This window comes from Nocardia paucivorans NBRC 100373, assembly GCF_000308675.1.
Taxonomy (GTDB): Bacteria; Actinomycetota; Actinomycetes; order Mycobacteriales; family Mycobacteriaceae; genus Nocardia; species Nocardia paucivorans.
In genome coordinates this window covers 90,150-115,552 of sequence record NZ_BAGE01000041.1, presented here as the reverse complement: position 1 = coordinate 115,552, position 25,403 = coordinate 90,150, and the positions used below count along the sequence as shown (strand labels likewise).

Below are 25,403 nucleotides of genomic sequence, written 5' to 3'. Positions count from 1 at the left end.
ATCTTCGATCTTGCGTTATCGTGCGGTGATCGGCACCGATTCCCGGGGTGACGGGCACCGGGAGCGTCCAGAACCGGTGGTCGGCGGATGGGAAGCCGATATCGGCCCGTTGCTGTCAGGTGAAGGGAGCGGCCGCGGGATGCAATCTCTCGGTATCCACGATCCGACGTGGATCGGGGACTATCGGCTACTCGGTGTGCTCGGCACCGGGGGCATGGGGCGGGTCTATCTCGGGCGGAACCCGGGCGGACGCACCGTCGCGGTCAAGGTCATCCGACCGGACATGATCGACCACGAATTCCGGGAGCGGTTCCGGCGCGAGGTCGCCGTGGCGCGTCGGATCGACGGCCGGTTCACCGCGCCGGTGCTCGACGCCGATGTGGACACCGACCCGCCCTGGGTGGCCACCGGATACGTGGCGGGGGCCTCGCTGGCCGATGTGGTCGAGCAGTACGGCACGCTCGGCGAGAACTCGCTGCTCGTACTCGCGCACGGACTGCTGGAGGCATTGGCGGCGGTGCACGGTGTCGGGGTGGTGCATCGCGACCTCAAACCGTCCAATGTGTTGTTGACCCTCGACGGTCCCAAGGTGATCGATTTCGGGATCGCCCGTGCCGTGGAGGACAGCAAGCTCACCACCACCGGAAAGATCATCGGTTCACCGGGATTCATGTGCCCGGAGCAGGTCACCGACGAACCGGTGGGTCCGGCCGCGGATATCTTCTCCTTCGGTGGGGTGCTCGTGTACGCGGCGACCGGACACGGACCGTTCGGCACCGGCGACGGGGTACAGATGCTGTGGCGGGTGGTGTACGAGGACCCGCGGCTCGGAGACCTGCCGGAACGGCTGCGTCCGATAATCGCCGCCTGTCTGAGCAAGGACCCCACCGCCCGGCCGACCGTCGAGACATTGCTCACCGACCTGGCCGCCCTCGGGCTCCCCGACCGCGCCGGGTGGTTGCCCGGTCCGGTGGTGGAGGAAGTGAGCAGACGCGCAATCGAATTGCTCCACCTGGAATCGGAACCGATCGCGCCGGCGCCCACGGATCCGATGCGCGTCGCGAATACGGGCCGGTCGAATCCGCCACCGTATGTCGAGGCGGTCGATCCGAACCGATCCGCTCCGACCCTGATACGGCCACCCACTCCACCACAGGGTGGTAATACGTTCGCGAACAGTCCGTTTCGGCATCCTGCGCTCGGTGAACCGCCTCGATGGGATGCACCCGGCGGCCCCGTGTCCCCGCCCCGTCGTCGCGCCCGGGCCACGATGATCGCGGGTGTTGTCGTGGTCGGCGTGGCGGTCGCCGTCACCGCCTTCGTGATCGGGATCCGGTTGCGCGACGGCGATCCGAGTGGCACCACCGCGGCGATCGAGTCGACGGGTACGGTCACCACGACGGCCGGTGCCACCGCCGCCACCGTGCCGGAAGCGTTCGTGGGCGAATGGAAAGGCGTTGCCCGGGACGGACTGGTGGCGTTCGATATCGTTCTCACCATTCGCAACGGTGCCGTCGGCGAGGAAGTCGCGCAATCCTCGAACACCGGCAAGGTGTCCGGTAGTCGTTGTGAGCGCGCCGAAACCCTCACCGAGGCCGCCGAAAACGAATTGACCTTCGTGGCAAGACTTTCCGGCGGCGCGGCCGATTGTATGGACGACGGCGCCACCTCGACGGTGCGACTGCTGCCGGATGGGACGCTGTCCTACCGCACACCCGGGATGATCGGAGCCATCGAAGGGGTGCTGCACAAAGGCTGAGGCCATGACCCGCAGGTCAGCGAACCGCTTGGGTCTGGGTCACCTTCGCGACGAGTTTGTCCGAGTCGTCGTGGATTTCGGTCTCGACGATGATGAACGACCGACCCGCGTGGAGTGGACGCGCCGAGGCGATCGCATGGCCCGAACGGATGGCGCGCAGGAAATTCGTCTTCGACTCCACGGTGGTCGTCCCCTGTGCGCCTTCCGGCAGGTTGAGGAACGCGCATACCGCGGCGGTGGAATCCGCCAGCGCCATCAGCACCCCGCCGTGCAGCACCCCGCCGAGGGTGCACAGGGATTCGTCCCAGGCGATGCGGCTGCGCACCAGGGTGGGGCCGTGTTCGAGAACCTCGATGCCGAGACGCTCGGTGAATGGCATGGACTGGTGAAACAGTGTCGTACCCGCAGTGTCGGTCATGCCCACCAAGCAAACCCGGAACATGTGGACGAGGCAAATAGCCGGGCCGTGCCGCTGCACTGCGCGGGCAGTTCCTCTTCGATACCGCGGTGGTCACCGGATACCGCTCGCCTCCGCGCCTGCGTGACGGTCGCTCGGCGGCGCAGGCGGTAGCCGGTCTCAGGCACGCTCACCCATCGGATTCCGGTGGGATCCGGTGGGTGAGGTCATGGGGCGAGGATCGCGGTGCCGATAGGAGGGCGGTCGCGAAGGCCAGCACAGGGCGAGCACGATTATTCCGATCTCTATTCCGACGACCACCGAGGCCACCAGCTGAAGTGTGGTCATTTCGGCTGTTCTCCGCTTCTTGTCGTCCGTGCTCACGTGCGGTGCCGACATCGGCCGACGGTACTGTTCGATGGCGGTCTACAAAGAAGTGTACGAATGGCCGCCGAACGGTGACGAGTGTCGGATACGACAGGAGAAGAGTCGTTTCGGACACCGTGGTGGTAATACCGGTTCACTGTCGTGGGATCACGAATCGAAAGGTACGTGGGTTGTGTCATGCGGCGAAGCCGTCTCGACGGCCGCAGGATACACCGTCCCCGTGTGGGGATGTGTACCTCGACGAGTCCTCGGGCTCGTGCCCGCATAACCCGCCGGGTGATGCAGTGGTCCTCGTGGCCGTCGACATCGGCATACCACCCGTGGCTCGCCGGAAACATTCCGTTCCGGAAAGGTGGGTCCGACGATATCTGTGGTAGGTCCGATAATTTTTCACAGAGACGGTCCCGATATTCTCCGGGGCGCAGCGGGGGATGCCCGTCGAAAGGCGGTGCAACGGAGCTCGTCGTGGTTCCACGGATTCAATGGATCGGTCTCGGACAGGATTTTCGATCCGCAAAGGTCGAAAGCAGCGTATTCAATACCATTCTCGCCATGGATGTGGCGATCTTCGTGGTGGATGGTGTGGCCGAGTTCGGCCTGAGCGCTCTGCTCGAAACCTTCGGTATGGCCGATGCGCTTCGTGCCGAGATGGAATCGCCGCCCGCCGCGTGGCGCGTGCACAGGGTGTCCCACGGTGACTCGGTCCGATCGGACAAGGGGTACGTCATTCCCACGACACCGCTGTCCGAGCTCGGACATCCGGTGGACACGATGATCGTGCCCGCGGTGAACGTGCTCGACGCCGATGCGTTGGTGGATCTGGTCTCGGCGCCGGCGAGTCGACCGGTGCTCGACCTCATCCGCAGTGCGCGGGCCGACGGAGTGCATCTCGCCGCGGCGTGCACCGGTACGTACTATCTGGCCGAGGCAGGTGTGCTGGACGGAAATCCGGCGACGACCAGTTGGTGGCTGGGGCCGAATTTCCGCCGCCGCTACCCGCGGGTCGCGTTGAACGAGGCGTCCATCCTGTGCCATGGCGATCGGGTGACCACCGCCGGGGCCGTGCTGTCCCACCTGGATCTGGCATTGTCACTGGTCCACCAGGTCAGTCCGTTGCTGGCGGAGCGGACCATGCGCTTCCTGACGGTCGGCAACCGGACCAGCCAGGCGGCCTACGCCATACCGGAAGTGCTGGCCCGGGGAAATCCGCTGATCGCGGCATTCGAGAAATGGGTGCGCGACCATATCTCGGAAGAATTTCTGATCGCCACCGCCGCCCGGGAAGTCGGTGTCACCGAGCGTAGTCTGCAGCGGGCGACCCAGGCCGAACTCGGTATGTCGCCCAAGGCATTCGTCGACGACATCCGGTTGGAACGGGCGACCCAGTTGTTGCGCGGCACCTCGATGACGGTGGAAACGATCGCAGACAGGATCGGGTATCGCAGTGCGAGCGCCCTACGCGCGCTGGTGCGGCGGCGAAGAGGGACGACCATCGCCGAAATTCGTGCGGCGCGATTCCCCTTGTGAGCCGTCCCGGCGGACATCCGTCCTTCCACGGGATCAAAGGACGGTAAATTGTCCCGATTCCGCTTCCGTGCCGAAAGATCGTGAATTACATAGGGATGATGGATGCGACGTGGGAGCGAGCGGGTGAACGAGGTATCGGTCTGCGGACCGGAATGGGTGGGCATCATTGACACAGGACACAGCGGGCCGGGCGGGCGACACACCTTCCGATGACCCGCTCACCGACGACGACCCGCGGGTGCGGGTTGTGGTGGTGGAGGACGACGACGAGGTGGGGGAGGCACTCGTCGAGATCCTGGAGGATTCGGGATATCGCGTGGATCGGAAGTCCCGAGGGGCCGACCTGCTGCTTCGCCATCGCCACTACGATGCGGTGATCCTGGATCTCGGTCTGCCCGATGGTGATGGGCTGGACGTACTGCGCAAGCTGCGTGAGGTCAGCACGATACCGGTGGTGATCCTCACCGCCCGCAACGACGAACGAACCGTGGTGCGTGGTCTGCGCAGCGGTGCCGACGACTACCTGGTGAAACCACCACGAATCGCCGAACTGATCGCGCGACTGGAGGCCTCCGTTCGTCGTGCGGCACAGTCGGCGGCCGGTGCCGGCCCACAGGTGGTGGTGACCGGGGACGTCCGGGTGGACCTCGACGCGCGGGAGGTGATGATCGACGGCGCCGTGGTCGACCTCACCCAGAAGGAATTCGATCTGATGGCGGCCCTGGTGAGCCGGCCGGGATGCGCCATGAGCCGGGAGAAGTTGATGGACGAGGTATGGGGCGACGCTTTTCTGGCCGTATCCCGCTCGCTCGATGTGCACATCTCTACCCTGCGGGCCAAACTGGGACGGCCGGGTCTCATCACCACCATCCGAGGATTCGGCTACCGCTGGGGTCGATGACGACGGGTTCTAGGTGTGCGACGGCGACTGACGGCCATCCTGGTGCTCATGGCGTTGCTGACCATTGCCGGTCTGGCCATCCCATTGGGTATGGAGGCGTCGACGAATCGAACCCAGAAATTGTGGTTCGGGCGGTATGTCGATGCGGAACGGTTCGCCGACCTCGCCGCCGAAGCGGTGGCGACGGGCAACGACCGATCACTGATTCGGGAAGCCGGGCGATATCACCGTCTGCGCGGTGACCACATACTCGTCGTGGGCCCGACCGGGCAGGAAGTGGTGAATACGGGGGTGCGCTCGGAGGATTCCGCGGTCCGGGAGGCGCTGCTGGACGCACTCCGTAATCGCCACCCTCGGCAACCACCACACCGCCTGCGCCCCTGGGACCCGGACATCATGGTGGTGGCCCGACCGGTCGGCATGGGGGTCCGGGTGAAGGGAGCGGTGCTGATCGAGACATCCACAGTTCTGGCCAAACAGGATATCGTGGACCGATTTGCCGTGATATCGCTGGTGGGGTGGACTGCGCTGGCCCTGTTCACCGGTTTGGCGGTGTTGTTGAGTCGGTGGATTCTGAGCCCGCTGTCGAAGCTGTCGTCCTCGCTCGCCGATCTGACGGTGACGCTGCCGAAGCCGGTCGCCGGCGCTCGGACGGCCCCGATCCGACGGGATTACGGTGGTCCGCCCGAAATACGCGAGTTGGCGGCATCGTTCGATGCCATGGTGCAGGTGGTCACCGGTTCCATCGAAGCGCAACGCCGACTGGTCGCCGATACCGCCCACGCCATCCGCAACCCACTGGCGGCCCTGTCGATCCGGTTGGAATCGCTCGGCCGATTCGTCCCCGAGAAGAACGCGGCAATCTACCAACGTGCCATCTACCAGGTGGACCGCCTGTCCGCGGTACTCGACGGCCTGCTCCGCCTGGCCGTCGCCGAAACTCCCGCCGATGTCGCCGCGTCCACCTCCGATCCGGACTGGCCGCAGGAATGCGAAGCCCGGCGGGTGGTGGACGACCGGGTGGACGAATGGCAGCCGGTCTTCGAGGGCGCCGATATGGAGCTGGTCGTCGCTATGCCGACCGGTGATGTCCCGATGGCGGTTCCGGCCGATGTGCTGGACCAGATCCTGGACGTGATATTGAGCAATGCCGCCAGGTATGCGGGTGCGGGAGCGCGCACCGAGGTGCGGCTGGAGGCGGAGGGAGATCGAGTGATCATTACGGTCACCGATAACGGCGTCGGTGTCGCCGCCGACGAACTGGACCGTTTGACGAACCGCTTCTTCCGCGGTGCCACCGCCGAGGCCGGTGGCACCGGCCTCGGGTTGTCGATCGCGGCGGCATTGGCCCAACGCCATCGAGGCGAACTGCGGGTCGAGGCAGTGACCCCGCACGGTCTCCGCGTTGTCGTTCACCTGCCGAGACGCCACGCCGACATGGTCCGTGACGCAGGTCCGGCCGCACCATCGACGACAGGTCGTCTTTCGGCCGACAGGTCACGACGTAGCGAGGGCTCACCTAGGACCGGGACGTCGTGATGAAACGTTGCGTCGGTGGATATTTACGTTCCCTTGATGCGCCGAGTATGTGAATCCTCCGCGACAGAATCATCCCATGGGATATGGGTACGGAATTGTTCGGAAAATTTGTACTCGTATTACGTGTGGTCACCCGGCTTCCATCGTGAGTCCATGAATCTCAAAGGAATGTAAGGACAATGATGGCTCGCCGGTGTGTGGTTGACAGTCGTACGACCCGGTAGCTGAACTTGTTTCGAAGCCGAGAGCAGCCATCGATCGATGAGGAAAGGCCGGATAGGGTTCGCACACCATGGCGGGGCAGGGCGAGGACGGTTCGGGCGGGGACCCGGACATACCGTTCGTATTGAATGCGGTCGGGGAACCGACGGGGGATCGGAGGTCTTCCGATGCCGAACGGCCGCATGAAATCGATGGAATACGCGCCACCGGAAGGCCCGCCGCTCCCGATAATTCACCCGGATTATCGAAATCGGCCGAGTCGGCTCGAGCCGCCAAGGCGCCGGAACCCACCGTTGTGGAGTCGAACGAAGAGGTGGACGACGCCGCAGCGGAAAACGCCTCGGCTCCGGATACCGCCCGGTCCGCGGACGCCCGGGATGCGCTCGAGCGCATTGTCGACCGGTTGCTCGATGTGGCACCACCCGGATGGGATCGTCTGTATGCGGAGCTGTCGGTGACCGTTTCGGCCTGGGCCGCGCGGGCGGTTTTCACGGTCGACGGGGTCGAGACGGTGGTCGATGTACCGAGGCCCGCGGTGGAGTCGGTGCGCGAATATCGAGCGGCAACCGCCGTACCGGGATCGGGCACCTGGTGGAGATTGGTATTGCACGTCACCGCCGATGGCGATATCGAAGCCGAGTACGACCACGGTGACCGGCCGTTTCCGGGCGATCAACTCCTCGGGTCCGCCGCGTATCGAGCCGATCTGAAATCCTTTCCGCGCGACCGGTTACCCGTGTGGCTGGCCGCCTATATCGGACACGACGGTCGACAGACCCGCAGCCCGCACCGGGCCGTCGTTATGGCGCGGGCCGATCGTGCCGCCTCGATATGGTCGGAACTGGTGGAGAACGAGTTCCCTCCGTTTCCTGCGATGTGGGCACGGTGGACCGCTCTCGCGGCCGCATTCACGGCCGCGGGTTCGGAACGGGGGCCACGGATGCTGCCCGCGCTGGGATGGTTCGAAAGTTCCCGACGTAGCGGGGCGACTCTCTGCGCGCTGCCCGGCGATCGGGCGGTGCTGTCGGGTGGCGTCTGGGATGATCCCATGCTCGACGCGGTGTACAACCGCGCCCGCGATATGCCCAACTTTTATGCAGGTGCGCCCGAATGGGTGGCCGACCCGGTGTTGAACCCGCGTGCCGCCTCCGGTTTGCTGTCCTTCTGCTACTGGTGGGAGAACGGCCACTGGTATCGGGGTGAGTCGCCACCGGCGCAGCGGTGCGCCTTCGCGCTGCCCGGGATTCGGACGGCGGATACCGTGGTGGACATCATCACCCGAGTTGTTTCGCGCGGGAACGACTCGGAACGGAGTGCGGCGATCGCGACGCTGGTGGACGCTGCCGAAAGCGGCGCGGTGACCGAGGAAACCGTGCTGAATGCCTTCGGTGCCGATGGGGTCGATATGGGCGCCGCGCTGTTCCAATTCCGGATCGCCGGACTACTGGTGGAAAAACTCGCGGCCATGCCGGAGAAATTGGCGCTCACTCGGGTTCGGCAATATCTCGGTGGACACGGTCTCGACGCCCCCGGATATTCGATGGACGAACTGGTGACCGAGCGGCTCGACTGCGGGTGGATGGTGTATGCGCCGGGGCCGTCCGACGAGTTCGCGAGCGACCGGCCGATCTTTTGCATCGCCGACGACGGTGTACTGGAAATCTCGTCGTCCGCTGTCGCGCCGAAACGGTTCGTCGCCCAATTCGAGCAACGCTTCCGACGGCGGCGGCAAGCAGGCGACGACCGGGGCATATCAGGCGCGGGGCCGGTGGTTCGCGGCGCAGTAGGGAGAGGCTGAGCACCGATGGCAGAAGAAGAGACCACCGATTCCGCCGAGCCCGAAGTCCCGTCGTGGTCTTCGATCGCCGAACTGGCGGCGGACGGAGCGCTGCTGCTCGAGGACGGTATTGCATACACCTGCGCGACCATGTGCGCCGAACTGATGGAAGTGCTGCACGGGCTCGGCACAGAGGGGCTGATGGACGGGGCGAGTTCGGTGACGGCATCGGTGCCACCGAGTGTGCATTCCCTCGGTGCGCTCGACACGAAGCTCACCCGACTGGGAACCGACCTGGCCCACGCCATTGGTTCGGCCGGTGCGACGGGGACGTACCTGGACGGCCTCAACAATATGCTGGAGACCTTCAAGGAGGCGGGGAAGAAGTATCAGGAGGCCGAGGACATATCCTCCTCGGAATTCGACCTGGACAATGTGCGGCCGTCCACCGCAACCATTGTCTCTCTGCTGCCGCACTCCGGTGCCGTCCACTCGAAAGAATTTCTCATGGACCGACTGGAGAATATGGAAATGAGTTCCCCGGTCGAGCTGTGGGCGGATTTTCCGGAGGGTATGGGGTACGACGACTTGTGGTCGCTGGGGGATTATATTCGAACCTATGGCCTGTCGGGCCTTTACGAATCGCTCGGAACCAAGTGGTACCGTTTCGGTGATACGTTGAACACGGCGGCGGGGGATTTCATGAATTCTCTGATTGGTTCCACCGCCGATACGTGGGAAGGTGAAGGAAAAGCGGCCGCGGTGCTGGCGTCGGAGAACTATTCGAAACAGCTCAAATCCCTGGTGGAGGCGATGTGGCGGGTCGGGGATGCCTATCGATATGCGTCCCTCTGGCTGGATGAAACGCAGAAAGTGATGCCGCAGGGACCCGACAATATGGCGGGGACCTATTCGACTTCCGGGAGCGCTGCCTCGGAATATCCGTATCTGGACACCCGCACGCTCGACGACGAGTACTCCTGGGAAGAAAAATTGCTCTGGGAGTCCGATGCCAACGGGTTCCACACGGATACGATTGTCATCGTCGAGGACCCGACCCCGGTTTACCGTGAGAACTATCGGAACACGTATTTGGCCGGTATCACCGATACGGCCCAGTACTTCCCGGTGATTCCGTCGTATATCACCGAATCCGGCAGCCTTCCTCCTTCGGAGGAAACATCGTCGAGCGATCCCGGCGCGGGTGGTGGGACATACGGGAACGGTGCGGAAACTCCCTATGGGGGCACCGGAGGATACTCGCCGGCCCCCCTCGACTCGGCGACGGCGGAGTCGACGCTCGAACGCCTCGCCCCGGTCGGTGCGGATGGGACCGATCCGTACTCGGAGGCCTGGGAACAGATGCAGCAGGAATCCGACCGATGGCAGGCCGAGCAACAAGGTATGCAAGCGGTTCAGCAAGGTTTGACCGCCGCGCAACAGGCTGTTCAGGATGCCCTCGGCGTGGCCCGGGAGATGTCGAACACCGACCTTCCGGGGGCCGTGCCCACCGGGGGGTTGCCGTTCCCTCGGGATGAGGACCGACCGGCCGGTCTGGCCGGAATGAAGTCGCGTGGGCCCGGAGGCGGTATCACCGCGGGGGCGAATGGTCCCGGTGCCGTCGGCAACGAGACAAAGGTCCCGAGGATGGATACTTCGAAGCTGTTTCCACGTGCCGGAATCTCCGGTATGGCCCCGACGGCGACCGGTATGGCCGGCCCGGCCGCGAACGGGGCGCCGATGGGTATGCCGATGACTCCGGGAGCGGGCGCCCCCGGAGCTCGGGGTGGTCGAGACGAGGGCAAGCACGAGCGGGCCAAATACTTGGATCGGGCCGACAATATGGACGAGGCGCTCGGCGGGCCGATGGATATGACCTGGCCGGTGGTCGGTGAAACCGGTGCGCGCCAGACACCGGAGCAGGCCCCGCCGCCGGGGCGGCCGCAACGCCCGCCGACGCCGCAGCAGCCGCAACCACAGCCACAACCGCAGCCGCGACAACCGGAGCAACGGCCGGTGATCGTACAGCGACCGGGCGGAAACTGATGCGTCGGCAATGGAAACTCACCGACCTCGAATTCGCCGTTCTGTGGCGTGACCTGCGGGAGGTACTCTTGCCCGCGCCGTTCACCTACACATTGCGTGTGGGCTCGAACGCGGAGGGGGAGCGTCGATTCCAGCACACCCGCGAGCATTTGGCGGCCATTGATTTCTATGGTCTGGACGATACCCTCGATGTGGTCGCCAAACCGGACCTGCGAATAATTCTGCATTCCTGGGATCCACGGGCGCCCGACGATCCCGAGACCCACGTGCGGCTACACGCGGTACGGCGTTCCGACCGTACGTATCTGCTGGAGCAACTACCGGGCGAGACCGTTCGGCACAGCGGTGGGTTCACCATCACCGAATGCGGATATCTGGAGGTGGCGGACCTTATGGCCGCTCGTCTGCCCGAGCGGCAACCCGGCGGCCTTTCCGAGATCGTGCTACCGCGGGAAACGGAGTCGCTCGCCGGATTCGGTCAATCTCCGGTGCGGCGACCACACGAGGATGCGGCCTCACTCGCCACCGCACGATTTCGGCGGACCCCACAGGTCCGAATCGGTGCCGTGGAAGTTCGGCAAGGAATATGCCGGCACGGACCCAAATATCGCGCGCGGAGCGGTTTCTGGTTGCTCGATCTGGAGGACGACGGCCGCTATATCGTATCGTCGGGACGGCCACGAATCGCCACCGGAGCCGATTCTGCGAAGGTGGCCGCTCGCATCAATTCCGCCGTTGCCGAGGTGATCGTCTCGATAAGGGATCAGCGGCTGTAGGCGCGACCGCGCAACGGCCGGTCACCATCGGACCGATATGCATATCGTCGGGTGACGAGTGGGATTTTGCAATCTCTTGAGGGAGCACGCCGCTCGACCTGTGTGATGATGGTTGCGATTCGAAAAAGCGCTGTACCGAGGCAATTCGGTGCAATGGAAGGCGTACGCGTACCGATTTCATTCGGAGAGGGAGTCCATTCATGGTGCGGACCGTTCAGGTGGACACCGAGGCGCTGCGGAAAGCGTCCGGCAAAGGGGCCGATACCCGCGATGCCGTCGACTCCTGGACATCGCGGGTGGTGAAAGTGCTGGCGAGATTACCCGCGGCGTGTGGCAACGACCAGTACGCGAACGACTTCTTCGAGGGGCGGGACGGACAGCCGGGAGCATGGGAGGCGATGGAGGCGACGCGAGACGGCGCCGAGGTCATGTCCCGATACTGCGGTGACCTGTACCGAGCCCAGGCCGACCAGGCGGAGGCGTTCGATGCGGCCGAAGAAACGTCCTCCCGGAACTTCGGCGGTCGACCGCCGGTCCTGTGAGTGGTTGTGGTGCCGGGTATCGAGATCGGTTGAGGGTTCCGTATGTGGGATGGGCGTATTACGGGCGGTGATTCGCGGTCGGAGGCCGTGTTGGGGAGCCTGGAAGAGCAATTGCGTCGGGTGGCGGAGATCGAGCGGCAGCGCGCCGAACTGACCGTGAGCGCAGCGACCCCGGATATGCGCGTCACCGCGACCGTGGACGCCAATGGTCATTTGATCGACCTCGAGTTCTCCTCCGATATCGGAGATATGAGTTACGAACAGATCGCGGCGGCCGTTGTCGCCACCACTCGGCAGGCCATCGCGGAGAGCGCGCGACGCAGTGGTGAACTGTTCGAGCCGCTGAACGAATACCGCATGCGAATGCCGAAACTGTCGGAACTGTTCGAAGGGATGCCCGATAGTGAGTTCCGGCTCGTCCCCCCGGGAGCGGACATCGCTGCCGAGCCTCCGGCGGAGGAGTCGCCCACGGACACTGCGATCCCGGAAGCCGAGGTATCGCCCGTATCCGCGAACCCGGACCGGGACGGTCCGCTCATGCGATTCGATGACGCGGTGGATATCGACCAGGTGGTCGATGATCCCACCGCGGTGACCCATCGCGATTGGATGTAGACACCGGTGGGGCTGGAGGTATTTCCCTTCGCGAAACCGTTTTTCTTCGTGGTCGGTTCGTATTGGCCCGAAGCCGACGAAGAAGCGGTCTGGGCCATCGCCGACGATTTACAGGCGTTGGTCGACGAAGGTGACTACGATGCCGAGGCGCTCGAATGGGCTCGAAGCACGGTGCTGTCCTATATGCAGGGAGCGGGCGCGGAAGAGCTCGAGAAGCATATCAAGGATCTCAGATTCCTGGGCAATGATGTCGCCGATAGCGCACAAGGGCTGGTCGATTACATAGGTCAATTCGGCAACCAGGTGTACACCACCAAATTGGGCAACAATATCGCCCTGGCGTGGATGGTCGGCGAAATCGCTGTCGCCAGTCTGGCCGGTCCGGCGGGGGAGGCCCGCAAATGGACGGTCATGTGGATTACCCGCGAACTGTCTCGGCGACTCGGATCGATGCTGCAGAAGATCATCGGATTACTGGGGCGCGGTCTGGCGAAAATACCGATGCTGACCCGCTTTCCGCGGGTACCCGTCTACAGCGCGATTACCAAGTCCTTTGTCTACGAGATGATCGATGAAGCGGTCGAGGAGGTCTTCCAAGGAGCACTGGAAAACGCGGCGATTCAGTGGATCCTGATGGGGAAGGGGCGTCAGGACGATTTCGATTGGGAATCCTTCCGGAAGGATATAGGCGCCTCGGCGGTCGGCGGCGCGGTCGGCGGTTGGGCCGGGCATTACCTGTATCGAGTGATGAGCCGATCGGTCAAACTGATGGAGATCCTGCCCTACAACAAATGGGGCGGACTCGGCCGCGGTGCCATCCAAGGTGCCGGTGCCGGTCTGGCGGGCGGTTTGGCCGGTGGTCTGGTGGGCGGCGAGATCACGGCGTTGTCGCTGTTGAGCGGTGCGCTCTCCGGCGCGCCCTCGAGCGCCATCTACGGCTATCGCGGATATTCGGAATTCGCCGGTATGCCGGTAGAGCAGCAGCGGCGCTACTTCGACATGAATACCTGGATGAGCGAAGAAGAGGCGAAGGCGCGCGCCGATCACCTCATCCATCGGATGAAAAGCGATATCGACAAGCATTTCTCTTCACCCGCCGAACGCGACAGTGCCCACCGGGCATGGGATCATGCCGCCGAACTGGTCACCCGCAGCGCCACCACCCACAGCGAATCCGATGTGGGCGGTGGAGTCACCACGCACGTGAACGAACACGAGCGGCTGCGGCTGCTGAAACAGCTTCGGACCAATGTGCTGGATCGTCTGGAACGGGGGGCTTCCCTGGCCGGGGTGTCCCCCGAACCCGATGTCGATATCGCCGAGGTGCGGGCGAAGGCGGACCAGGTCGCGGAGAGGATCTTCCGGCAAGCGGGCCGGTATTTCCCAGCGGGCGAGCGGGCCGCGGCATATCAGTTGATCTCGGAAATGCTGAGGATTGTCGACAGCTCCGATGCGTTCGGCCGCCCGCTGACCGAATCACAGCGCCTGGCCCGCCTCGAGAAACTGGAAAAAGAGATCGATGCGTGGATATCGTCGGATGGGACGAGCGAATCCACCGCGACAACGGATGGATCGGAGTTTCGTTCCGCGGCAACGGAAGTCCGCCCGGAGAATTCGGCCGCCGACGACACCGCCTCTCACGGCATCGTCTCCGTCGTGGTCGGCAGCGGCGTACTCGGTGTCGAAAGCGAGATATCCAAAGCGGTCGACGCGGTCATGCGGTTGGTCCCTGCCGTCGATTCCGGTGATGCGTCGCCCGCTCGGCAGGCGGCGCTGCGTGCGTACCGGGCCCGGGTACAGGGCTTCCGAGAGGCGCTCACCTCGGCGATCGGCGATGCGAGCAGCCGAACAGGTCCGAACGTCCGGGTCACCGCCATGGCGATGGGTGGTGGCGAGATACAGGTGCGTGTGATCGACGCGGCCGTGGACACCGAATTGCGCCTCGATGAGCTCATCGAGAGCGTGCAGCCGGGTCGGCCGCCGGAATCTGCGTACGGCGGCCGCTTTGGACGTTCACCCGTCCGGAATATCGGTGCGGTGCAGGCTCATGCGGACGGGTGGGTGTCCGGATGGAACACCTCGAACGGGCTTCACGAACTTCGTTTCACCGTGAAGTTGGCGCCCCCCGAGGTGCCATCCGCCGGTGCGGCTCCGACCGTTACCGCACCTGGTAGGTCGAACTTCGAGAACTGGGCCGGTGTGGCCGGGACCAAGGCGGATTTCGCCGTATCGGACGGTCGGTCATCGGATCCGGATCACCCCGTCGGCCGTACACCGCTCGGGCCGACCTCGCTCGCCGCCGGTGGCGATACCGGAGTGCCGGTCACGGTCGGACCGGTGAGTGGTGTGGTGTCCGAGGACGGCGACGGCCCATCCGTCGACATGTTGCGTGAACACCTGTCGGAGTGGTCGGCGGAACAACGGACGCCCTGGTTGTTCGAGTCGATGCAGAAGATGGACCTCGGATCCGGCGAAGAGATGCCAAACGGTCCCGAGGCTCCGGTCGGCGCGGAGTGCGGCGTCCATGAGATCACCGGGCCCGATGACCTACAGGGCATCGAGGACGAGCCCGGCGGATTGGCCGCATTCGGTCTGACCCTGTCCGACGCCGAGGACGCTTCCGATATCGAATTGGTGGACAGGGCGCTGACCGCACTGATCGGCGAGTGGCCGCCCACCCAGGCCACACACGCGAAGACAGCGTTGACCCAGGCGCTGACGGATACCAGGATCCGATCGGCCGGACGGGAGGTCCGGATCGAAGCCGAGGTCGTGGAGGATCCACAAACCCGCCGGCAGCGGCTGCGCGTGCAGGTCTTCGATCTCGGTGAGGACATGCCCACCCGTCTGTCGTCGCAGCCGGGCGACGACGGCCGCCATGTGCCCGCGGTGCTGTTGCATGCCGACAACCACGGTGTGGATGTGGGTGTCGCCGACAGCACCGGATTCGGCCGGCGCAATCGGTTGCGGTTCGAGATCCCGGAACGGCCCTCGACGACCACCCAGGCATCAGGGCTGCCCGCGATCGGCCGGCGAATTCGAGAAGCGCTGCGTGCTCTTGCCGAACCTCCGCAAACGCTCGACGAGATGAGCATCCACGAGTTGGTGGCTCGGGCCCGGTCGGTAACGGGATCGTCCGAGATCGGATCCCGCCGGGAGCCGGCCGCCGCGTTGGCCGATTACGACGCGTTGCGCACAGAGGTCATCGAGGCGGCGGCACGTGCGGAACTGGAGCGAATCGGCCGGCCGGACAAGGCCTCGGGCATCAAGGTCTCTTCCGAGGCTTCGGCGTCCGACGATACGGACGGTGACGCCGACGAGACCGGTGTCGCTGTCGGTTCCTGGGCACGCATTGTCGACGGCACACTCGTGATGGTCGTTCCGGCGGACATCGAGGATCCGGTCCTGGACGAGCGACTGTTGGAAGAACTTCGCGAGCACGGTGTGCCGGTGGAATGCCGACGGGTGGCGTTCGATGAACTCGGTATGCCCTGGTATCAGCCCTGGCCCGGCAACGTTCCGCAGCAGGGGACCGCGGATCCGGACGGGGTTGCGCTGCGTCAGGAATACGCCCTGCGCACCATGATCGACCTGCTGCATGCGCGAACCACCGCCGAGACCACGACCGGTATCGAGCAACGCACGGCACACCCGCGCGAGCAGGGGGATACCGTCGACGTGGAGACGCCCCGCGGCCGGTCGACGGCGGAATCCGCCCAGATCGAGGCTCGACGCACACGCATTGCGCGGATGCGCGTGTTCGAGGAGTTGTCGGCTCTCGCGCCTCGTGACGTCGACGAGATCGTCGGCGATATGGACGAACGTTCCGCGAATCTGATGCGACGGATGGAGTCCTTCGTCGCCGGAATACGGCAGCCCGAAGCCCGGGCGATCGCGGATGCCGCCCTGACCGCGACAGAGGGGACCGATGAGCCCCGACCCTCGACCGCCTTCGAGCGTATGCATGCCCTCGAACAGGCACTTCGGGAACTGGAAACCCGCTTCGGCCGGCCGGTGCCCGATTCCGCCGCGGAATCCACCGTCGCTTCCGCCGAACACGCGGAGGCGGTGGAGGCGCAACGTCGAGAAGTAGGCGGTGTACGCCTGGGCGAGTGGGGCCGGATAGCGGGTGACCGCCTGGTGCTCGTCACACCCGTGACAGGCGACACGCCGCTCCTCGACACCACGACATTGGACGCGTTGGATGCCGCCGGTGTGCTCGTCGAACGCCGCAGCGTGGCCCCGAACGGTGCAGTGACCACCACGTACCGAAGCAATGGATCCTGGCGTATCGGTCGCCCTGCCCCGGTGCGGCCGCCGGATTCGGGCGATACCTCGGCGGGCTCTCTGGTCGCCGCGGACGAGCGGTTACGCGAGCAACAGCGGACCGTGCGTGCGATACGGAATGTGCTGGCCACCTTGGTGCTCGGCGGCGAGGCCGGGTCGGGCGACCCCGCCGCGCGGCTCGATGCCGCCCGAGAGCAGGTCGCGCAAGCACATGGTCTGGCCGCGGAACTCGCCGATATCGACGCGGAACTGGTCTGGAACCAGGCGGCCTACGATGCGCTCGCCGAAGAACATACCGAGGGGAAGGCGTTCGGCCGGGCCCTCGACGAACTGCCCGAACCGAACGAAACGCTGACGAGACTGCTCCAGGGCAGGCTCGCGGCCCAGACCGTCGAACTCGATCGATTGGCGACCGAGCGTGCGGCGTTGGCTACGCGGCGAAACGCGGTGAGCGCCGCCCTCGATGATGCGCTCACGTCGGCCGGAGCGACTACGACGTCGCGGCGGGTACTTTTGGACGCATTGGCCGATCTGGACGCCGCGGACGATCGGCTCGGCCGCGACCGCGGCCGGATCGCCGATACCGCCCGCCGCGCCGGCGATGACCTGATACGACGGATGGGCCAACGGTTCGGCACCGAATACTTCGACCCGTGGCGGGTTTCCATATCTCGGGCGGAACTCGCCCGAGATATGGATCAGAGCGATTCCGCCGCCGGTCGTGCCGCCGCCATCGAAATCGAACGACTGACGCGCCTGGAACAGATGGCGGCCCGGCAGGACCGGGTGACCGATACGGAAGAAGCCTGCCGAGCGGAACTGGATCGGATCGGCGGTATCCCGCTGGGACCGTGGGGGCGGGTCGTCGGCGGCAGGTTGGTGGTTGTCGCGCCGGCCGGGTTCCGAGATCCACTGCTCGAGCCGCACGCGACGGATATGGCCGCGGCCGGCATCGTCATCGAGCAGTGGAGAGCCGGTGTCGACGACACCGGTTCCCCGGTGTTCGAGCGGCGGGACGGGAACCGATGGGTGCCTGGGCGGCCCGACGCCATGGATCCCTCCTCGGAGACCGTGAGTGCCGCCCTGCGACAGGAATACGCGGCGCGCGTTATCGCACAGATGTTGTTGGGGCAGGTGCCGGGGGTGTCTCCCGACGTGACGGCTACCGCGGTGCGGGTGGCGGCCGGCCTGGTCGATTCGGATAACGACCCGAACCTTCTCGTCCGCCTCGACGCGGAAATCGAACGGTTCGAGGCGGACCTGGCCGCGTTGGACCGTCGAGGCCCGGTACAGGTGCGGCTCGAGCGAGATCGGGAAGCGGCGCGGGAAGCCGCCCGGACGGAAAGCCGGAATCGGCGCGCCGAACGCAACCGGCTGGAATCCGAACTCGAACGGCTACGCGGCGAACGGGAGAACTCGCGAACCCGTCGTGCCGAGCAGGCCCGTCTGTTGGGGTGCACCGAAGCCGAGTTGGCACAGATGATGCCACGGCTGATGGCACTGCGGCCGTTGTGTGAAGCCGCCGGTCGTGGCTTGGCGGAGACGGTCGAAGCCGCCCGTGAACACGGCCACGAGTTGCGCACGCGGATGAGCGAGTATGTCGCCGAACAGAAAAAACACCGCACCAAAGCCGAATACACGCCCATCCGTACGCTTTTCGTGAATGTGCTCATCGCGGCGAATTCGGCGACGAAAAGCGGCGCGCCGGCGGAGATCGAACGTCTCCGGCTGCTCGAAACAGGTCTCGAGCAGCTGGAGGTATTCGGGACTGCTGCGAAAACCCGTGCATTGCAGAAAGTTCCGACCGAGGTCGATCCCGACCTCGAGCGGCGGCAGGCCGACGCCGTTCGCGCCGAATCCGAGCGGGTGGGCGGAATCGCGGTCGGATCGTGGGGACGCGTGCTCGATGATCGGCTGGTCGTCGTCACCGCCGCCGACACCGCCCCCTGTCTGGAGCCTGGTGAGCTGCGGGCATTACAGATCGCGGGGGTGCTGGTCGAACAGCACACCGTGGCCGTCGACGGCACGGTGGCGGTCACCTGGTTCCGCGACGGTGGCTGGGTGTCCGAGCCGTCCCGGCCGCTCACCGCCGAACCGGTACCGACCGGCAGCACCCCGGGCACGCGCCTGACAGCGCAGGAGACGCAGCTGGCCCGGCAACGCCGCACCGTGCGGGCCGTCCAGGATGCGTTGGTGGCCCAGGTTCTCGAGAAAGTACCCGGAACCGACGCGGCCGCCGCGGCCGTGCGGTCCGCCGTCTTCGCGGCCGACGCGGCCGACGAGGTCATGACGTTGGATGTCGAGCTCGCCGAGAACGACGGCCGCCGCACTCTGGTCGAGGCCGAGCTCGAGCGAGTGGAAGCGGCGCGGACGGAAGCGAGTGAGGCCGCCGATCGACTCGCCGCGATACCGGATTCGCAGCGCAGGTGGGTCGACCCGGGTGATGAGCGGTTCAGCGATCACCAGGCTCGTATCGGTGCCTTGTCGGCCGAGCGAAGTCGTCTGCTCGTCGAACTCGAAGAACTGCGTACGCGGCGATGGGAAGCCGCCGTGCGCCGCGCCGATCTGGCCGAGGTACTCGCCCGCCGTGCGCTGCTGCATCCGGACCACCTGGGTGAGCGGACCATCTGGGATACCGAACGGTTGCCCTCGCTGCGAGCTCTGCGCGATGTGTGCTCCGCCGTGGACGGCCTGGACGCCCAGTTGGCCGAACTCGGGACCCGCGCCCGTCGGTACGCCGATGAGCTGCTCGACCGGATGCGGGCCACGACCCGCGAGAAAGATTTCGGCGCCGCCGAGCGCACAGTGCTGCACACCCTGGTCGAACGATTGTTTCCCGACAGCGGTGTTGTCTCCATCGGTGGAGATGTGGACTCCGTGGCGACGGAATGCCAACGGTTGCTGCAGATAGAACAACAATACGATCTGTATCGGTTGATGTTGCGGAATGCGGCGGAAACCGCCCGGTACCCCGCGACGGTGGATCTGCGTCAGGGTGATCCGAAGCGATCCGACATCGAGAACACCTCCTCCGATGTCGAGCCCGAATATCTCGGGCCCGGCGCGCCTACCGACACCGGACCGGAGGCCGACCGCGCACCGCGGCGGACAGGTTCGCGGCGGATACGGATTCCCCGCGATTCCCTGCGTAACGCCGTGCTGACGGCCAAACGGTCGGGGTTGATCGACCGGTCCCGCCCTGTGCCGCCGCCGGGGCGTCACGCCGTCCACCTCGGCAGAGCCGAGCATGCCTTCGGTGGGCGGTGCGAACCGCGGCCGTTCGACACCTTCCGCGATATCGAGAACCGACTCGTGGGCAGGCCGGGCGCGTTCGTCGTCGCGTTCGTGCCGCATCCCTCGTCCGGCCGGATCTATGACGTGGTGATCGTCGCGAACCAGGGCGAGCCCGGACGCGACGAGATCGTCGTCTACGAAAGCCGACCGGCCCGCTTCGGTGAGCCGATTCCGTTCGACGACTGGCAGCGTCCACCGCATCGGCCCGGGATTCACGGTATCGCTTTCACCGCCGCCGGTGCCCCTCAGCTGCGGCTCCGCTCATTGGGGGAGCGGCTGTTGGCGCGACTGCTGCCGACGATGACGGCGCAGGCCGCAGCGCCGGGTCCTCTGGTGTCGTGGGAGGGCATGCCGATCGAAGCGGCGGACGCCAACGCGGCCGCCGCGGCTCTGGTGAGGTTCGGGCTGCCGGACGAGATGGGTGCGCGGTTGTGCGCCGCCGCGGAGGTCGCCTTCGACAAAGGCTACGGCCCGGTATGGATGGGCCGGACGGAGACCGGCAAGGTAGCGATACAGATACCGCACAACGGCGCGTTTCCGTCCACGGTTTTCGTGTCCGATGATGAGCCGACGGCCGTGTGGCGGGTACCGCAAGACGATCGAGGTGCTCTGGAGCTGGCCGTGGAGCAGGCGAAACGGCTGGGATGGGGGTTCGTCGAGGACGAGCTGCGGGACCCCGCAGCACATCTGGGTTCACATGAGCTGGTGGTGCGGGTCACCGGGGACACCGCCGTACCGTCGACGCGATGGCGGCTCGCCGGGCTGGCCCCCTGGGAACTGCCACCCGACGACGATGTGATGGGGAACCCCCAGGACCTGCCGGATTCGAGCAGCGGCTTCGATTTCTTCGGCCGCTCGGCGGGTCGAATGGTGCAGCCGCCCGAGCAGCGGGTGTTCGCGGGACTCATCGATGCACTGGCGGCGGTGGACGGCCTGGCCGACGACTTCACCGAGATATTGCGCACGGCATTGCGGAGAAGGCTGGCCGAGCTCGCCGACGGCGGTCTCGGTACCGGAACCGTCGAATCGGTCCATGAGGCGCAGCAGGCCGCGTTGCGGCGGCGGGCCGAGCTGGATACCGCACTGCCGTCGGATCTGCGCCCGAACTGGGGGGACGCCGTTGCGGTTGCCACAGCCATGGCCGGCCGCCCGGATCTGGCCGACGTGGTAGTGCGGCGGATGCTCGTCGAGTACGAAATCCGTTCTCTCGCAGAACAATCTGCCCAACTGCGCGATGCCTCGGATGCTGTGGCGTGGCGTGATTCGGCTCGGCGTCGTGACGACGCCTACGCAGAGGCTCTGTGGTACGCGTATTCGGCCGGCCTGGATATGCCCGCGGTGCGGACGGCGTTACGCAATTACTCGTTTGCCGAGTCGCCGTCAACGGGGGCGCGGTCTCGTGCGAAGGCCGACGCGATATTCGAGAGCCTGATAGAGGATCTGGAACTCGACCTGACCTCCGAATTCGGTGAGCCCCGCTCCAGGGCGGTGGATTCCTACGCCGCGTGGAAATTCGGGATGGCGGCGGCCCGTTTCGAGCAGGCCGACCTCGAAGCTCAGGAGACCGCCGCCCAGGCGGCCGCCGCAATGGATTTCGCGTCCTGCGTGGGGTGGTCGTTCGGTGAGCTGCGGGCGCGTTTCGAGCCGTCGCGGACAGGGAAGCCGAACTACCCGGTGCGGGTGGTACCGATCGGACTCGACAATGCCGCCGACGCCACGGCGTTGCGCGCAGCGTTCCGCGACGACTTGGACTTCACCGCGTTCGATGGGTCATGTGACGATTTCGCGGACAGGATGGCCGGGGACGACAGGCCGCTGACGGCGGTGTGGGGCGAGCAGTTCGGCCGCGGTGACGTCGACGGACACGTGGTGCTGTTGAGCACCGATAAAGAAGTGATCATGGCCGGCGTTCGTCAGTACGGCGGCCCGGAGGCCGTGGCGGAGGCGGAGCGGCTGCTGCAGGACGCGACCAACAGGGATAGGGTCTGGCTGTTCGACCCGACCGGAGAAAACGGCCCGGAGTGGCGGCCGTACCGTCGCGGTGAGGTGGCTGCCGGGAGCTTCGACCGGCGCGGTGTGGCGGTATTGGATCGGCACGGTACGGTGGCCGAGTTCGAGGGTCTCGGCGAACCGATGAACTTCGACACCCGCTTCGGCAGGGAGAACACCGACGCCGAACGCGCCGGCAGTCCGTCCGATGACGACGCGCTGCTCAACGGTCCGGTGGACGGGGAGCCTGCCTCGGACGGTTCGGTCCCCGCCGGCTCGACACTCGACCACGAGGCATCGTCGGACCTCACACCATGGGTCGCGGTGGAAGCGGAGGTGGCCGCGAAAGGGCCGATTGTCGGCGATCCGGTGCCGATCGACGGTGTGCGGCACCGGAACGAGGTATTCCTCGTTACCTTTGCGGACGGGTCCAAGTGGGTGTACAAACCAGCGCCGCCTGCAGCGGTTTTCCGCGAGATGGCCGCTTACGCGCTCGATCATTTCCTCGGGTTCGACGGGGTGCCGCCCACGATCTGGTGGGATGGTCCGCGCGGCCAGGGCTACCTGCAGCGGTATGTCGAACCGAGCGGCGCGTCCCGGCCGGATACGGAGCATCCGAGAGATGCCTGGGATCGGATGGTGATCCGTGACTATCTCTTGGCCAATGGCGATCGACATGAGGACAACTATCTGGCCGGGCTCGAGGCGATCGACCATGAGCACTGTCTGCCCGAAATCGAAAACGGTGCGGTGATCTGCTCGAAGTTCGCCCTCGACGGACTGAAACGAGGGAAGCGCGGCGAGCAGCTCGACACCGATGCCATGGCGAGTATGCGGCGCCATAGGCCCGAGGCACTGGCCACGATGATGTTCATACTCGTCGAGGAAACCACCCGACGGCAGGACCCGACCGGTGCCGAGGTGGTGCTGCGCAGCAGCTACCGCTCCATGGTCAGCGGTTTGATGAAGCGGTTCCAGGAAGTTCATTCGACGGGGTCGATCACCGGTAGGGCATGGGGGAGGCCGATCCAATCAACGACGGGACCTGCGGCCCGGCTTGTCGACCGGTTCGAGGTCATGCTCCCGGATTCGGCCTGGTGGGCGACGGCCGATGCGGCCGAACGGGTCTGTGCGGCCTTCCCGGAGCAGCTGGACGAAGCATCGGCCGGAATCGAACAGCTCGTGCGGATCGCCTTCGACTTCGGTTGGCAGTCCGTGGTTGTCGACAAGAGCGATCCACACCGGATCGGAATCGAAGTATCCGGTACGGCGGAACATCCCACGATAACCGCGCTCGTGATCGATGGCGAGATCACCATCGAGCGCCGTCCCCACGACGTCGAACGGTTTCAGCTCGATGAGGTGCTGGACCGATACCGGAGCGTGGACGAGCCGGGGGGCGCCCGCACCGACGACGAAGACGGCCTCGGCCGGTCGCCGAGCATGTCCACGGCGGAACAGGTGCGCGCCGCCACGGACGCATTGGATCTCTTTCCCGGCGGGGAGGCCGCCCTTCGCGAACCACCCCCGCCCGGAGATGAGGAAGCCGCGGCGACCCGGGCCACCCAGATCGAGGAATGGTATGCCTCGCTGGACGACGAGCTCGGTCCCGAGAGAGCAGCGGCTGCGCGGACGGGGTTGGCGCAGACCCATCCGGAGCTGATCTGCCGGCTGGACGGAATTCCCGAGGAGCAGCGGGACTCGGTGAACCGTGCCGCCGCGCCACGCGACAGTGACGAGGCCACCGTACGAGGACTGGTGGATGAACTCGACGCGTGGGCCGACACGTTGCGCGGTGACGAGAGCGACGGCCCGCGCGTGTACCTGCGCTCATCCGGGCGGATACCCACAGACCCCGATGCTCCGGTGCTGGAAGTGCAGGTCGGTGATCCTCGTGGTGGCGATCCGGAGGAGGAATATCCTCTGGTGGCGATGCATATCGTGGTGGCCGAGAGCGTCGACGACATGCGTGCCGCCCTGGATTACGCACGAGAGCACTACCTCCGCCTTGCCGAAGAATCCGATGGCGTGCCGGTCGCCGTGGTGGTGCGCGTGTACGCGAACGCCGACGCGGACGGTGCGCGGTTGGTGTCGGATCTGGCGGGTATACAGGTGGCGTGGATGGCCGCCGCCGAGCGGGCCGGGCACGCCGAGCCGGCCATCGAGAACCTGGTCCTGCACGGCTCGGCCGCCACGGAGATGATGCGATCCGCCGCAGAGTCCGGTGCCTTGTCGGACACCCTCGTAGAGCGCGTCACCGTGACCGATGCCGCGAAGGCGGACCTCGTCGCCGCGATACGCCACGGTAGGACGCGAAGGGCGGCATCGGGACATCCGGTGGAAGAGATGCCGATGGAGGTGTTCGCCGGCGACTCCCTCGCCGACATCGCCGACATTACGAAAGGCGACGAGGACTCCGGCGCGCGACAGGAGGAGCGCGCGCTCATACTGCAGATGCAGAACTCACGCCTGGAACATCTCCTCGCACTCGACCAGGTGGGCACCGAGCAAGCGGCAGAGCTTGCGGCCGATGTCGCTGCTCGATGGCATGAGGCTTCGACGCGGAAAAGTGGAGATCCCACCCGGACAACGGCACGGTTCGGACCTGACGGTCGGTATACCGAGTCTGCTTCGATGTTGGCCGGCAACGCGTGGGGCGTCCCCTGGGATTTCCGGAAGTCCGACAACGAGGACTGGTTGCGGACACAGCGGGCGGATGCGGAGCTTCCGCCCGAACAGCTGTCGTTCCTGCGGTCGACGGCGGATGCGTTGGAGGCGGTGGATGATGCCGATCCCGCATTGCTGGCCCTGAATCCGGAATACGGGTGGATGACCGTCGCCTTCGGCGACAGCGACGCGGAGTCGATCATCTTCTATGCCGGAGAGGATTCCCCGACCGACGATCCGACGGAGTTCTTGTGCGGTGCGGCGGAACTCCGAACAGAGCACGCGGCCGCGGGGCGTCAGGTAGCGGTGGTCGCTGTATTCGGGTACGGGAAGGTGCGTAGTGATGGGTCGGCCACGGCTGCGGTGATCGCGGGCGAGGCGACCGCCGCCAAAGCCCATGCCGAGGAAGGGCGGGAACCGCGTATCGAACTCGTAGGGGTCGGCGCGGTGGCGTCCAGGGGGTTGAGCGAGTTCGTCGATTCGGTTCAGACAGAGGAGGCCGGTGGTCCGCAGCCGGCTTCGTCGGTCGATCCTGTGGCGTCCGTTGTAGCGGATCTCGCATCCGAGCTGCCCTGGCTTCGGCTTCGGTATCGGGTGGCGGATGTCGGCGGTGACGGTTTCGGAGCCGTACGGACCGAGATCGAATCAGGACGTTTGACAGTGGAACTCGCGGTCGAT

General features: G+C 65.7%; 12 protein-coding genes (1 of these 12 only partly in view). 10 read left to right on the top strand and 2 right to left on the bottom strand.

What is annotated here, in order from left to right; all coding sequences use genetic code 11:
- Positions 1 to 10 precede the first annotated feature (10 nt).
- Positions 11 to 1,759: a serine/threonine-protein kinase gene (locus tag ON32_RS11985; RefSeq protein WP_245550985.1), complete on the top strand. Its 1,749-nt coding sequence runs from the start codon at positions 11 to 13 to the stop codon at positions 1,757 to 1,759.
- Positions 1,760 to 1,775: 16 nt separating this feature from the next.
- On the opposite strand, the gene ON32_RS11980 is transcribed toward ON32_RS11985, so the two are convergent.
- Together ON32_RS11980 and ON32_RS29595 are read right to left on the bottom strand one after the other, a co-directional pair.
- The gene (locus ON32_RS11980) at positions 1,776 to 2,177 is read right to left on the bottom strand and encodes a PaaI family thioesterase (RefSeq protein WP_040790951.1); all 402 of its coding nucleotides are present in this window, start codon (positions 2,175 to 2,177) and stop codon (positions 1,776 to 1,778) included.
- A gap of 159 nt (positions 2,178 to 2,336) precedes the next feature.
- A complete protein-coding gene (locus ON32_RS29595; RefSeq protein WP_040790950.1) occupies positions 2,337 to 2,555 on the bottom strand; it encodes a hypothetical protein in 219 nt (72 codons plus the stop codon).
- A 540-nt stretch (positions 2,556 to 3,095) separates the two neighbouring features.
- Between ON32_RS29595 and ON32_RS11970 the strand changes: the two genes are divergently transcribed.
- From ON32_RS11970 to ON32_RS11930, 9 genes are all read left to right on the top strand, one after another.
- Entirely contained in the window at positions 3,096 to 4,070 is a 975-nt protein-coding gene (locus tag ON32_RS11970; RefSeq protein WP_040791225.1) for a GlxA family transcriptional regulator, read from the top strand.
- Positions 4,071 to 4,308: 238 nt separating this feature from the next.
- Positions 4,309 to 4,971 (top strand): response regulator transcription factor, encoded by a 663-nt coding sequence (locus ON32_RS11965; RefSeq protein WP_040791224.1) that lies wholly within the window; start codon positions 4,309 to 4,311, stop codon positions 4,969 to 4,971.
- A gap of 15 nt (positions 4,972 to 4,986) precedes the next feature.
- A complete protein-coding gene (locus ON32_RS11960) occupies positions 4,987 to 6,510 on the top strand; it encodes a sensor histidine kinase (RefSeq protein WP_083874390.1) in 1,524 nt (507 codons plus the stop codon).
- A gap of 292 nt (positions 6,511 to 6,802) precedes the next feature.
- Positions 6,803 to 8,530, top strand: coding sequence for a hypothetical protein (locus ON32_RS27055; protein WP_174361624.1), 1,728 nt, complete (start codon positions 6,803 to 6,805; stop codon positions 8,528 to 8,530).
- A gap of 6 nt (positions 8,531 to 8,536) precedes the next feature.
- The gene (locus tag ON32_RS11950; protein ID WP_040790949.1) at positions 8,537 to 10,555 is read left to right on the top strand and encodes a hypothetical protein; all 2,019 of its coding nucleotides are present in this window, start codon (positions 8,537 to 8,539) and stop codon (positions 10,553 to 10,555) included.
- On the top strand, positions 10,555 to 11,331 hold the full coding sequence (locus ON32_RS11945; protein WP_040790948.1) for an ESX secretion-associated protein EspG: 777 nt from the start codon (positions 10,555 to 10,557) through the stop codon (positions 11,329 to 11,331). Before ON32_RS11950 ends, ON32_RS11945 begins: the two co-directional genes overlap by 1 nt.
- Before the next feature lie 200 nt (positions 11,332 to 11,531).
- A complete protein-coding gene (locus ON32_RS11940) occupies positions 11,532 to 11,873 on the top strand; it encodes a hypothetical protein (RefSeq protein ID WP_040790947.1) in 342 nt (113 codons plus the stop codon).
- Positions 11,874 to 11,963: 90 nt separating this feature from the next.
- Positions 11,964 to 12,488 (top strand): YbaB/EbfC family nucleoid-associated protein, encoded by a 525-nt coding sequence (locus ON32_RS27050; protein WP_157224176.1) that lies wholly within the window; start codon positions 11,964 to 11,966, stop codon positions 12,486 to 12,488.
- Between the two features lie 48 nt (positions 12,489 to 12,536).
- A protein-coding gene (locus ON32_RS11930; protein ID WP_157224175.1) for a WXG100-like domain-containing protein crosses the window boundary here: on the top strand, positions 12,537 to 25,403 show its start. The gene runs 20,991 nt beyond the window's last position; the window shows 12,867 of its 33,858 coding nt (coding positions 1–12,867); it begins with the start codon at positions 12,537 to 12,539; its stop codon lies beyond the right edge, outside the window.